Here is a 12,685-nt window from a genome sequence, read left to right as displayed (position 1 = left end):
TAGGATTTACGCAGCGCCCCTGTATCGCCCTTCGGGCTTACAGGGGGAACTTGCGTAAGTCCTGGGTAAATCACTTAGTGGCTCCACAGCGCATGCATGGGCACGGCCCACAGATTCGGGCCAAAGCGCAGCACCTGCTCGCCGGTGTACAGCACCAGCCCCACAAACACCTGGCCGGGCGGCACCATGCGGTCCTGGAACCAGCGCAGGTGTTTGAAGCTGTCGGCGCTGACGGCCGAACCGGCCTTGACCTCGATGCCCAGGGTGCTGCCGTCGGGCGTGGTCACCACAAAGTCGATCTCGCGCTGCTCGCGGTCGCGGTAGTGGGCGAGCTGGTGCGGCTCGTCCTGGGCATCGAGCTGGGCCGCCAGTTGGGCGTAGACAAAGCCTTCCACCAGCTTGCCGCTCTGGTCGGCATCCAGGCGGGCAGTGTCAAACTGCCAGCGCAGCAGGCTGGCGACCAGGCCGGTGTCGGTCATGACCAGCTTGTCTTGCTTGCCCACGCGGGCGTAGTCGGTGCGCGTCCAGGGTCGCAGCCGCTCGACCAGAAACAGCGATTCCAGTGCGTTGATGTACGACTCCAGCGTGGGCCGGGCCAGTGCCAGTTGCGCGCCAATGGCGCTGGTGTCCATCAGCTTGCACGACCAAGCGGCCAGCACCTCCAGCAGCTGCGCCATACTGTCTTTGCGGCGGATCTGGGCAATGTCTTGCAGGTCGCGCGCCATCAGGGCGGCCAAGTAGTCGGTGTGCCAGCGGCGCACGCTTTTGGCGGGCAGGGCCTGCACTTCGGGGTAGCCGCCGCGCAGGGCCTTTTGCAGCACCTCGTCTTTGCTGGGGCCGGGCCCCAGGCCATCCCAGTCCTGGCGCAGGGCGCGGGCGATGAAGTGCGGGGCGGCACCGGCCATTTCTCCCTCACTGAATGGCCGCAGGCGCAGGGTGCTGACGCGCCCGGCCAGCGATTCGGTCACGCTGGGCAGGCTTTGGATGTTGGCCGAGCCCGTGAGCAAAAAGCGCCCGGGCCGGGGGTGTTCATCGGCCTCTTTTTTGATGGCCATCAGCAGGGCCGGGGCGCGCTGGATTTCGTCAATCACCATCAGCCCATCGCCATGCGCCACAAAGCCGTGCGGATCGGCCAGCGCTGCGGCCAGCAGCCCCGCGTCGTCCAGGGTGCGGTAGAGCACGCTCTCAGGCGCGGCCACGACCTTGGCCAGCGTGGTCTTGCCGCACTGCCGCGCCCCGGCCAGCACCACCACCCTGCGCGTCTGCAAGGCTTCAAAGACGGCGGGGGCCAGCCAGCGCTGGATGCCTAGTGTGGAGGGCAATGGCATGTCCGCTATTTTTATAGTAGAGGTTCCGCTATTTTATAGTTAGGAAGCCCGCGATGGCGCAGTTTCAACATGCCTGGATCGCCATGGATTTATAAGAAATAGGCCGCTAGCGCTTATTCAATAAGCGTGAGAAGCTACGAAAACTGTAGTAACTACTTCTTGCCCGGCAATACGTTCAATTCAGCCGCACTGGGCAGGAAACTGCCGTTCCATACCGCATCGGGATTGACCCGCGTTTTGGTGGCGAACGCATCCGACACCTGCGAGGCCATCAGCGACAGGCGGGGCGGGGTGGTCTGGCCGAAACCTTCGGCGCGGGCGTTGGGGGTGTTGATGGCGGTGTCGATGGCCATGTTCAGGCGGCGCAGCTCCAGGGCACCGTTGATGATGCCGTCGCGGGCCTTCACGTCTTCGATGGCCACGGCGGGCCGGGCGATGACTTCGCGCATGCCCTTGGCAAAGGCCTGCAAAAAGGCTTTGACGGCGGCGGGGTTCTCCTTGATCAACTTGGGCGAGGCGATGATGGCGTTGCCGTACAGCTTTACGCCAAACTGCGGGTAGGGCATGACCAGCACGTCCTCCGCCTTGGTGCCGCGGGCTTCCAGGTTCAGCAGCGAGGTGAAGGTGAAGCCGGTGATGGCATCCACGTCGCCGCGCACCAGCATGGTTTCGCGCAGCGGCGGATCCATGCTGGTCCATTGCACGCCGCTGATGCCGTTGGCCTTGGCAAAGATGGGGAAGGCGCGGCGGCCTGCGTCAAACACCGGGGCACCGAGCTTTTTGCCGCTCAGGTCGGCGGGGGTTTTGATGCCGGATTTTTTCAGCACCATCACCGAGGCCGGGGTGTCGGCGTAGACCATCATCACCGCCACCGGCTTGTTGGGCGCGTCGGGGTTGTTGGCGTGAAATTCCATCAGCGCGGCCATGTCGGCAAAGCCCATGTCGTAGGCCCCCGAGGCCACGCGCGTCACGGTGCCGCCCGAGCCATTGCCTACGTCGATGGTCACGTCCAGTTTGGCATCCTTGAAATAGCCCTTGGCCGCAGGCGTGAGGAACAGCGCCGCCGGACCTTCGAAGCGCCAGTCGAGCTGGAATTTGATGGGTGTGGCCTGGGCAAAAGCGGGGGCGGCCAGCAGCAGGGCGGCGCTGGCCAGGGTGGTGTGCAGAAAGCTGCGTTTTTTCATGGGGATGCTCCGAATGGGTATCCAGACGTTACAGCAATAAAGGTGCCACCCAACGAAAAAGCGCACTATAAAAGTGCGCTTTTCTGAGGGGGTGCAGCGGGCTACTTGTGCAAAGTGGCTGCGTTGGCGACGGCCAGGGCCGTCATGTTCACGACCCGGCGCACCGTGGCCGAGGGCGTGAGGATGTGTGCCGAAGCGGCTGCACCCAGCAAGATGGGGCCGACGGTCACGCCATGGCCAGCGGTGACTTTCAGCACGTTGAACAGGATGTTGGCCGCGTCCAGGTTGGGGCAGACCAGCAGGTTGGCGGCACCGTGCAGGCTGGTTTCAGCATCCATCAGGGCGGCTTCACGCATGGGTTGCATGAGTGCCGCATCGCCTTGCAGTTCGCCATCGGACTCGATGTCAGGGGCCATGGCGGCAAACAATTCGCGGGCGGTGCGCATTTTGCGGGCCGAGGGGCGGTCTGAAGAGCCGTAGTTGGAGTGCGACAGAAACGCCACCTTGGGTGGCAGGCCGAAGCGGGTGACCTCGTCGGCGGCCATCACCGCAATGCTGGCCAGCTGTTCGGCCGTGGGCTCTTCGTTGACAAACGCGTCGGTGATGAACAGGGTATGCGTGTCCAGCAACAGTGCGTTCAGCGCGGCAAAGCCGGAAGCGCCTTTTTTCAAACCAATGATGTTGCGCACATGCTCCAGATGCCCTTCGTAGCGGCCCAGCAAGCCGCACAGCATGGCATCGGCATCGCCCAGGCGCACCATTAGCGCGGCAATGGTGGTGTTGGAGCGGCGTACGGCGGCCTTGGCCACGTCTTGCGATACGCCGCGGCGGCCCATCAGCTGGTGGTAGGTCTCCCAGTACTGGCGAAAGCGCGAGTCGTCTTCGGGGTTGACCACTTCCACGTCCACGCCCACGCGGATGCGCAGACCGGCTTTGAGGATGCGGGCTTCGATGACGGCGGGGCGGCCGATCAGGATGGGGTGGGCCAGGTTTTCGTCCACGGCCACCTGGGCGGCGCGCAGCACGCGGTCGTCTTCGCCTTCGGCATAGGCCACGCGCTTGCCACCGGCGGGCACGGCCTTGGCGGTGCTAAACACCGGGCGCATGACCATGCCGGTTTGGTAGACAAAGCGCATCAGGCTCTGGCGGTAGGCCTCGTAGTCCTGGATGGGGCGGGTGGCCACGCCGGACTCTTCGGCGGCCTTGGCCACGGCAGGTGCGATGCGCAGAATCAGGCGCGAGTCAAACGGCGTGGGGATCAGGTATTCGCTGCCAAACACCAGCTCTTTGCCCGCGTAGGCGGCGGCCACTTCTTCGCTGATGTCGGCCTTGGCCAGGTCGGCAATCTGGCGCACGCAGGCCAGCTTCATGGCTTCGGTGATCTTGGTCGCGCCGCAGTCCAGTGCGCCGCGGAAGATGTACGGGAAGCACAGCACGTTGTTGACCTGGTTCGGGTAGTCCGAGCGGCCGGTGGCAATGATGCAATCGGGGCGCACGGCCTTGGCCAGTTCGGGGCGGATTTCGGGCTCGGGGTTGGCCAGCGCCAGGATGATGGGCTTGGCGGCCATGGTCTTGACCATCTCGGCGGTGAGCACCCCGGCGGCGGAGCAACCCAGAAACACGTCGGCATTGTTCACTGCGTCGGCCAGCGTGCGGGCCGAGGTGTCCTGGGCGTAGCGCTCTTTGGAGGCATCAAAACCGCCGGGGCGGCCATGGTAGATGATGCCCTTGGAGTCGCAGGCGTAGATGTTCTTGCGCTGCACGCCCAGGCCCACCATCACGTCCAGGCAGGCGATGGCCGCGGCACCGGCACCGGATACCGCCACCTTCACGTCTTCGATCTTCTTGCCCACCAGCTCCAGGCCGTTGAGCAGCGCCGCCGACGAGATGATGGCCGTGCCGTGCTGGTCATCGTGGAACACCGGGATGTTCATGCGCTCGCGCAGTTTTTGCTCGATGTAGAAGCACTCTGGCGCTTTGATGTCTTCCAGGTTCACACCGCCCAGGGTGGGTTCCATGGCGGCAATGATGTCCACCAGCTTGTCGGGGTCGTTTTCGGCCAGCTCGATGTCGAACACGTCGATACCGGCGAATTTCTTGAACAAACAGCCCTTGCCCTCCATCACCGGCTTGGAAGCCAGCGGGCCGATGTTGCCCAGGCCCAGCACCGCCGTGCCGTTGGTGATCACGCCGACCAGGTTGCCGCGCGAGGTGTATTCGGCCGCCAGCGACGGGTCGCGCTGGATGTCCAGGCAGGGGTAGGCCACACCGGGCGAGTAGGCCAGCGACAGATCGCGCTGGTTGGACAGCGGCTTGGTCGCGTTGACCGAGATTTTCCCCTTGGTGGGGGTGCAGTGGTATTCGCGGGCTGCGTCGCGCAGCGCCATTTCTGCGGGAGAAATGTCTTTGGCCATTTTGCTCAGTGTCCTCGTTGGTGTTTTTGACCGTGTAAGCCTACCGCAAGCAATAGCAGGTAGTCCCGGTGGAGACTACCTATCTCGATGCAAAAAATGTATCCATTTATGCCAGCAGGTCGGCCAGCGTGCGGGCGATCACCTTGGTGGCGCGGCGCAGGTCTTCCAGGTGCAGGCGCTCGTCGGCGCGCTTGGCGTGCGACTCCAGCACGGTGCGCGGGCCCGCGCCGTAGATCACGCCGGGGATGCCCGCAGCCGCGTACAGCCGCACGTCGGTGTACAGGGGGGTGCCCATGGCCGGAATGGCCTCGCCAAACACCGCCATGCCGTGCTTCTGGATGGCATCGACCAGCGGCTGGTTGCCGGGCAGGGGCTGCATGGAATGGGCCAGCAGCAGGCGTTTAATGTCTACCGTGATGCCGGGCTGGAGGGCGGCGGCATCGGCAATCACCTGGCGGATGTTGGCTTCGACCTCGACCGGGTTCTCTTCGGGGATCATGCGGCGGTCGAGCTTGAACGTGACCTTGCCGGGCACAACGTTGGTATTGGTGCCGCCGGTGATCGTGCCCACGTTCAGGTAGGGGTGGGTGATGCCTTCCACGCCCGAGGTGACTTTTTGGTACAGCGTGTTTTGCGCGTACAGGGCGTTCAGTATTTGTACCGCGCCGTGCAGTGCGTCTACGCCGCTCTCGGGTATGGCGGCATGGGCCATCTTGCCGTGTACGGTGACTTCCATCTGCAGGCAGCCGTTGTGCGCGGTGACGACTTGGTAGGAAAAGCCTGCGGCGATCATCAGGTCGGGATTAACGATGTTGTTTTTGAGCAGCCAGCCGGGGCCGAGTTCGCCGCCGAACTCTTCGTCGTAGGTGAAGTGCAGTTCCACCGCACCTTGGAGCGGCAGGCCCAGGGATTCGAGCGCCCGCACCGCAAAGGTGAAACTGGCGAAGTCGCCCTTGCTCACCGCTGTGGCGCGGCCAAAGATGTGGCCGTCGGCAATCTCGCCGCCGTAGGGCGGGTGGGTCCAGCCGTCGCCGGGCGGGACCACGTCGCCATGGGCGTTCAGGGCGATGGTCTTGCCTGGGCCGTATTTGCGACGCACCACCAGGTTGGTGATGGATTCCATGCCGGCGGCGCTGACTTCGGCGGCGGGCACGGGGTGCTTTTCCACCGCCAGACCCATGGCTTCCAGAAGAGTCGCGGCGCGGTCGGCGTGGGGGGCGTTGTTACCGGGCGGGGTATCGGTGGGGACGCGGATGAGCTCTTGCAAAAAGGCGACTTCTTCGTCGAAATGCTGGTCGATCCAGGCATCGAGCGGGGCGTAATCTGTCATGGGGTGATCAAGTTATTCAAAAGATGAGAAAAAGCGTCGACGGCCAGTTGCATGTCGTCTGCGGTGCTGCTTTCCAGCGGGTTGTGGCTGATACCGGCGTTTTGGCCGCGCACAAACAGCATGGCCTGGGGCATCACTTCGTGCAGCTTCATGGCGTCGTGGCCCGCGCCGCTGGGCATGCGGTGCAGGGGCACGCCCAGGGCATTGACGGCAGCTTCCCAGTGCTGCTGCCACACCGGCGCGCTGGGTGCGGCGGCGGCGCGCATGGTTTCTTCCAGGGTGTAGCGCAGGCCCCGGCGGTCGCAGATGGATTGCAGCTGGGCGACCACATCGTTGGCCAGGGCATCGCGCTGGGCGTTGTTGGGGGCTCGCAGGTCCAGGCTGAAGTTGCACTGGCCGGGCACCACGTTGATGGAGCCGTTGGGCACCTGCAGCATGCCCACGGTGCCGACCGAGTCGCCGTCTTGCCCGGCGCGTTGCTCCACGTACAGCGCCAGTTCGGCCACGGCGGTGGCCGCATCGCGGCGGCGGTTCATGGGCGTGGTGCCCGCGTGGCAGGCCACGCCCAGTACCTCGCCGGTGTAGCGCACGCTGCCGTTGATGGAGGTGACGACGCCCAAGGGAATATCCAGCTCGTTGAGCACCGGGCCCTGCTCGATGTGGACTTCGACAAAGCCCAGGTAGTCGGCCGGATTGCGCTGCAGGGCGGGGATGTCGTTGATCTGCAAACCCGCATCGGCCATGGCGCTGCGCATGCGGATGCCGTCTACATCGGTCTGGTCCAGCCAGACGGGGTTGAAGTGGCCGATCAACGCGCCGGAGCCGAGGAAGGTGGCTTTGTAGCGCTGGCCTTCTTCTTCGGCAAAACCTACCACTTCGAAGTGGAACGGCAGGCGCTTGCCTTGTTGGGCCATGGCCTGCACGCAGGCCATGGGCACAAAAATGCCCAGGCGGCCATCGTATTTGCCGCCGTTGCGCACGGTGTCATAGTGGCTGCCCGTCAGCAGGGTTTTGGCATCTTCGGTGGATGCGAGATAGCGGCCCACCACATTGCCCACGGCATCGATCTGCACGGTGTCAAAGCCGCAATCGTGCATGTTCTGGGCGATCTGGGCGGCGCAGGCGCGGTGCGCGTCGGTCAGGTAGGTGACGGTGAGCTGGCCATGTTCGGCATAGCCGGGGTCGGTGTGCACGCTTAAATCTTCTTGCCAGTCCCACACCGTGTTGCCCTGCGGGGGGTGCGTGTCGAACGCGTCGTTGAGGCGGATTTCGACGATGCGGTGGATGTTGCGCAGCGCTTCGGCGTGCTCAAAGTCGGCCGGGTTGCGCAGTCGGCGCACAAACGTGTCGATGATCTCCTGCTTGCGCAAGCCCGTGCCGCGCGGCCCGCGCACCGCCAGGATGAACGGGAAGCCAAACTTCTGGCCGTAGTCGGCATTGAGCTGCTGCAACTGGGCCAGCTCTTGCGGCGTGCAGCGCGTCAGGCCGGCCTGGTTTTGCTCGTGGCTGGATTCGGCGGTGAGCGGTTCGGCGGCTTTGCCTGCGAGCTCGGGGTGGGCGCGGATCAGGTCCAGCTGGGCCTGTACACCGGCTGCGGCCAGCACCTGCACCATGGCGTACTTGAACCCCGCCAACGAGGCGAAGGGCCGCGCGGCCAGGGCTTTTTCTGCGATCCAGGGAGAGTGTTCGTACAGGCCGGGCAGCTGCTGCAGTACCTCGTGCTGGGGAGCGGTGTTGAGGAAAGCGAGCGTCAGGGGCATGGGTGTTTACAAGGCGGCTAGAGGATGGTTGCAGGGCGGTAAGGGTGGACTTTTTGCCAGTGTTCGGCGATGTCGATGCGGCGGCAAATCCACACCCGCTCATGGCTTTGCACGTAGTCCAGAAATTTTTGCAGCGCCCCAAACCGGCCCGGTCGGCCCAGCACCCGGCAGTGCATGCCGATGCTCATCATCTTGGGTGCGTCTTCGCCCTCGGCGTAGAGCACGTCAAAGCTGTCTTTCAGGTACTGCAGAAAGTGGTCGCCGGTGTTGAAGCCCTGCACCTGCACGCAGCGCATGTCGTTGGTGTCCAGCGAATACGGGATGACCAGCCGCGGCTCCACCGTGCCGTCGGTTTTGGTGGTGGGCAGCCAGAACGGCAGGTCGTCGCCGTAGTAGTCGCTGTCGTAGCTGAAGCCGCCCTGGTCGGCCAGCAGGCGGCGGGTGTTGGGGCTGTCGCGGCCGGTGTACCAGCCTTGGGGCCACTGGCCGCCGGTCATCTTGCGGATGATTTCGGCACCCACGGCCATGTGCTCGCGCTCGGTGGCTTCGGGCAGGTTTTGGTAGTGGATCCAGCGCCAGCCGTGGCAGGCGATTTCATGGCCCAGGTCGACGAAGGCCTGGGTTAGCTCAGGATGCCGCTCCAGCGCCATGGACACGCCGAAGATGGTGAGCGGCAGACCGCGCTTTTCGAACTCGCGCAGGATGCGCCAGGAGCCCGCCCGCGAGCCGTATTCGTACATCGACTCGATGGTCATGTGCCGGTCGGGGAAGGGTTGGGCGGTGATCAGCTCGGACAAAAAGGTTTCCGAGGCCGCATCGCCGTGCAGCACATTGTTTTCGCCGCCTTCTTCGTAGTTGAGTACGAACTGCACCGCGATCTTGGCCCGGTTGGGCCACTGGGCGTGGGGGACGTTGCGGCCATAGCCGACCAAGTCACGTGGGTAGGAGGCAGAAGTCTCGGTCATGGCACTCGGATAAGCACAAGTCAGGCCAGTGCGTCAGGCCAGCGCCATGGCAATGTCGTTGCTGGGGATCTTGCGGTCAAAGGTGAGGTTGGCCTCAACGTTGTGCAGGTGCTGGCCGATCAAACGCACGGCCAGGTCTTCGTCTTTGGCGGCCAGGGCTTTGATGAGCTCGTCGTGGTCGGCGCAGGCGTGGTCGGTGGGGTTGTCGGTCTGGTACATCAGGGTGATGAGCGAGCAGCGCGACAGCAGCTCCACCATCATTTGCACCAGTACATCGTTGTCCAGCAGCTCGGCCATGCGGATGTGGAAATTACCCAACACTTCGGTGCGGTTGGTCAGGTCTTTGTCCTTGAGCGCAGCCTTTTCGATCACGGCCTGCTCTTTCAAGGCCTTGATTTTGCTTGGGGTGATGTCGCGCACCAGGGCGCGCACCAGCTCCGCCTCCAGCATGCGGCGCACCGAAAACACCTGTCGCGCCTCGGTGACCGACGGCGCAGCCACAAAGGCGCCGCGCGCGGGCTCCAGGCGGATCAGGCGGTTTTGCGAGAGCTGGAACAGGGCTTGTCGGACCAGGGTGCGCGATACACCAAAATGGTCGGCCAGCTTTTGTTCAGCCAGTTTGGTGCCGGGGTGGAGCCGGTGCTCAACAATCGCCTTGGTCAGGGCTTCGACGATCGTATTGGTATTGGTCGTGGTGGATTCCATACCACCATAATAACGCAAAATTTGTACTGTATACAAATTTGTTTGGTTACAACGTATTTGATTAAGTGAGGACACGTATGGGATTGAGCACACACGTTTTGGATACTATGCACGGCAGCCCGGCGGCCGGTATGGCGGTGGAACTTTACACCACACAGGGGGAGAACAGCACGCTGATCAAGCGTTTTGTAACCAACGCCGATGGCCGCAGCGAAGGCCTTTTGCTGGATGCCACCAGCCTGCAAGTGGGCACCTACAGGCTCACGTTTGATGTGGAAGCCTACTTTAAGGCCCAGGGTGTGGCCTTACCCGAGCCGAACTTTTTACACCGGGTGAGCCTGGACTTTGGTATTGCCGACCCTCGCCAGCATTACCATGTGCCGCTGCTGGTCAGCCCCTGGAGTTACTCCACCTACCGCGGCAGCTAAGTTGTCATGCCCACGACTTAGTGTTTTGCCAGAATCGGCTCCTCAATCAGGAGGTGTTGCGGTGGTTAAATTTATAAGAAATAGGCCTGTACGCCATATTCTATCGGCGGTAGCAGCTATTTTTTTTATAGCTGTATCGGATGTTGCGGTGGCGCAAGCCGCTTATCCCGAGAAGCCGGTCAAGATCGTGGTGCCGTTTGCGCCCGGGGCGGGCACCGATGCCATGGGCCGCTTGATGGCCCAAAAGCTCGGCGAGGTGCTGGGGGCCAGCTTTGTGGTGGAAAACCGCACCGGCGCGTCGGGTGCCATCGGCACCCAGGCGGTGGCGGCTGCGGCCCCCGATGGCTACACCTTGCTGCTGGTGGCATCGCCCTTCACCACCGTGGCTGCGGCCATGCCCAGCGCCCACTACGACCCCCTGCGCGACTTTGTGCCGGTAGGCATGGTGGCGAGCGGCCCTCTGGTGTGGGCCACCAGCAGCCAGGTGCCCGTGCGGACCATGAAGGAGCTGATCGGCATGGCCCGGCAAAAGCCCGGCGCGCTGAACTACGGCTCTGCCGGTGCGGGCGGGGTCAACCACCTGGTGCTGGAACTGCTGAAGGCGCGCACCGGCACCTTTATTACCCACATTCCCTACCGTGGCGTGGCCCCGGCCACCATGGACATGCTGGCTGGCCATGTGCAGTTGGTCACCGGCACCATCCCGGCGCTGCTGCCCTTCATCAAGGATGGCCGGGTGCGTCCCTTGGCCGTGACCAGCGCCAAGCGTTCCAGCGCCTTGCCGGATGTACCCAGCATGGCCGAGGCCGGTTTTCCCGGTGTTGACGTGGTGAACTACTTTGCTCTGATGGCCCCGGCAGGCACGCCAGCGGCCATCGTCGGGCAACTCAATGCCGCTATCCAGCAGGTGGTGGTGATGCCCGAGGTGGTGGCCCGCTTCAAGGCCGATGCGGTGGAGGCCGCGCCCGGCTCACCCGCGCTGCTGGGGCATTTCATCGAAGCCGATTACCGCGCCTGGCGCAACGTGGTCAAAACCCAGAACCTCAAGCTGGAATAGCCCCGCGCTGGAGGGCTGAGAGCGTTTTCACAACTGCCCCTCGGTCAGTGTGTCCAGCTGGAACTGGCCGTTCTTGTTCCACAGCCAGGTGTCGGTGTAGGTGACGCGGCCCAGGCGTGAAGGCGGCGGAAAAGGGGCTGCAGCGCGCACGGTGCGTTCGATTTCGGTGATCACCTCGGGCGCGTGTTTGGGCGCGCGCAGCCAGTGCAGGCCGGTGACCAGGCCTTTGCGGTCCAGGTGCACTTCCAACACCCCGATGGCGTACAGGTGGGGCTGTAGCTTGCCCTGGTGGATGCGCTCGGCATTGCGGTTGTACAGGTGGCGGGCGGCATCGCGGCGGTAGTCGCGCGGCGTGCTGGCGGTGGAGATTTTGGGCGGTGCCACCGCCGCAGGCACGGGGGCTTCGGGCTGCGATTGGGTCGCCGGCGCGCCGGGGGTCGCCGACGGGCTGGCCGTGGGTGTGGTGGGCCCAGGCCCGGAGCCGCAACCCGCCAACAAAGCGGCGAGGGTGGTGGACAGGCTGGCCAGGGTCCAGCGCAGATAGGAAGCTTTTTTCATGGTGTGTCGGGGGCCGAGGGCCGCCCATGCATACTGGGAATGTGAAAAATTCAGACGTTTTACTCCAACATTTGCAAACCGCGCCTGCCGTGCTGGTTACGGTGCAGTCTACCCAAGGCTCGGTGCCGCGCGGGCCGGGCACCTGGATGGCGGTGCTGGCCGACCAACTGGTGGGTACCATCGGCGGCGGCCAACTCGAATTCCAGGCCATGGCCGAGGCGCGTGCCCGCCTGAACGGTGCCCTGGGTGCCGAGGTCATCCGCTACCCGCTGGGCCCCAGTTTGGGGCAGTGCTGCGGGGGCGTGGTGCATCTGCGGTTTGAACTGCTCGGCTTGGCCGATACCGACCGCCTGCGCACCGACCTGGCCCAGGTGCATCCACCCGTGGCCTTGTTTGGCGGCGGCCATGTGGGCCACGCGCTGGTGCAGGTGCTGGCACGGCTGCCGTTTGCCCTGGCGTGGATCGACAGCCGCGACGGCATCTTCCCCACCGAGCTGCCAGACACCGTGCGCTGCGAGCATTCCGAACCGGTGCAGCGGGCGGTGCACGATATTGCTCCCGGCAGCCAGGTGCTCATCATGAGCTTTAGCCATGCCGAAGACCTGGACATCGTGGCCGCCTGCCTGCAGCGCCAGCGCAGCCGGGGCGACTTGCCCTTCATCGGCCTGATTGGTAGCCAGACCAAGTGGGCCAGTTTTCGCCAACGGCTGGTGGCAAAGGGGTTCACCGAGGCCGAGCTGGCCCAGGTCACCTGCCCGATTGGCGTGCCTGGTATCCCTGGCAAAGAGCCCGAGGTGATTGCCGTCGCCGTGGCGGCACAGTTGTTGCAAAGGCTTACTGCCTAGAATCAACCGGTCGCAGCGGTGCAAAGCCAGCTCCCCAGGCTTTTGTGCGTGACCTTTTTAGTGCCTACAGCGCCCGCAGTGGTGGGCATCGCAATATTGCTGTCAAAGGGT

The 12,685-nt window shown here is 64.1% G+C and carries 11 protein-coding genes; 3 read left to right on the top strand and 8 right to left on the bottom strand.

Annotation, left to right across the window (positions count from 1 at the left end; all coding sequences use genetic code 11):
* Window positions 1–74: 74 nt before the first annotated feature.
* From AC097O_RS05665 to AC097O_RS05635, 7 genes are all read right to left on the bottom strand, one after another.
* The gene (locus AC097O_RS05665) at window positions 75–1,328 is read right to left on the bottom strand and encodes an ATP-binding protein (RefSeq protein WP_479591878.1); all 1,254 of its coding nucleotides are present in this window, start codon (window positions 1,326–1,328) and stop codon (window positions 75–77) included.
* A gap of 152 nt (window positions 1,329–1,480) precedes the next feature.
* Entirely contained in the window at window positions 1,481–2,512 is a 1,032-nt protein-coding gene (locus tag AC097O_RS05660; RefSeq protein ID WP_479591877.1) for an ABC transporter substrate-binding protein, read from the bottom strand.
* A 101-nt stretch (window positions 2,513–2,613) separates the two neighbouring features.
* On the bottom strand, window positions 2,614–4,926 hold the full coding sequence (locus AC097O_RS05655; RefSeq protein WP_479591876.1) for an NADP-dependent malic enzyme: 2,313 nt from the start codon (window positions 4,924–4,926) through the stop codon (window positions 2,614–2,616).
* Between the two features lie 106 nt (window positions 4,927–5,032).
* Window positions 5,033–6,256 (bottom strand): M20 family metallopeptidase, encoded by a 1,224-nt coding sequence (locus AC097O_RS05650; RefSeq protein ID WP_479591875.1) that lies wholly within the window; start codon window positions 6,254–6,256, stop codon window positions 5,033–5,035.
* Window positions 6,253–8,016, bottom strand: a complete 1,764-nt coding sequence (gene uraD, locus AC097O_RS05645) for a 2-oxo-4-hydroxy-4-carboxy-5-ureidoimidazoline decarboxylase (protein WP_479591874.1) — start codon at window positions 8,014–8,016, stop codon at window positions 6,253–6,255. Before uraD ends, AC097O_RS05650 begins: the two co-directional genes overlap by 4 nt.
* Before the next feature lie 17 nt (window positions 8,017–8,033).
* Complete coding sequence (puuE, locus tag AC097O_RS05640) at window positions 8,034–8,981, bottom strand: allantoinase PuuE (protein WP_479591873.1); 948 nt, start codon at window positions 8,979–8,981, stop codon at window positions 8,034–8,036.
* 33 nt (window positions 8,982–9,014) lie between these two features.
* Window positions 9,015–9,686: a GntR family transcriptional regulator gene (locus tag AC097O_RS05635; protein WP_315185371.1), complete on the bottom strand. Its 672-nt coding sequence runs from the start codon at window positions 9,684–9,686 to the stop codon at window positions 9,015–9,017.
* Window positions 9,687–9,763: 77 nt separating this feature from the next.
* Between AC097O_RS05635 and uraH the strand changes: the two genes are divergently transcribed.
* Both uraH and AC097O_RS05625 read left to right on the top strand, forming a co-directional pair.
* On the top strand, window positions 9,764–10,114 hold the full coding sequence (gene uraH / locus AC097O_RS05630; RefSeq protein WP_479591872.1) for a hydroxyisourate hydrolase: 351 nt from the start codon (window positions 9,764–9,766) through the stop codon (window positions 10,112–10,114).
* Between the two features lie 148 nt (window positions 10,115–10,262).
* Entirely contained in the window at window positions 10,263–11,171 is a 909-nt protein-coding gene (locus tag AC097O_RS05625) for a tripartite tricarboxylate transporter substrate binding protein (protein WP_479591871.1), read from the top strand.
* Between the two features lie 27 nt (window positions 11,172–11,198).
* Here the strand turns inward: AC097O_RS05625 and AC097O_RS05620 are convergent, their stop codons facing one another.
* Entirely contained in the window at window positions 11,199–11,729 is a 531-nt protein-coding gene (locus tag AC097O_RS05620) for a hypothetical protein (RefSeq protein ID WP_479591870.1), read from the bottom strand.
* A 26-nt stretch (window positions 11,730–11,755) separates the two neighbouring features.
* Here AC097O_RS05620 and xdhC point away from each other — a divergent pair, with 26 nt between their 5' ends.
* Window positions 11,756–12,574, top strand: a complete 819-nt coding sequence (gene xdhC, locus AC097O_RS05615; protein WP_479591869.1) for a xanthine dehydrogenase accessory protein XdhC — start codon at window positions 11,756–11,758, stop codon at window positions 12,572–12,574.
* Window positions 12,575–12,685 lie beyond the last annotated feature (111 nt).

This window comes from Rhodoferax sp. LS1P39, from assembly GCF_056521425.1.
The sequence above is the reverse complement of the archived record's forward strand: the minus strand, read 5'-3'. Positions and strand labels throughout refer to the sequence as shown.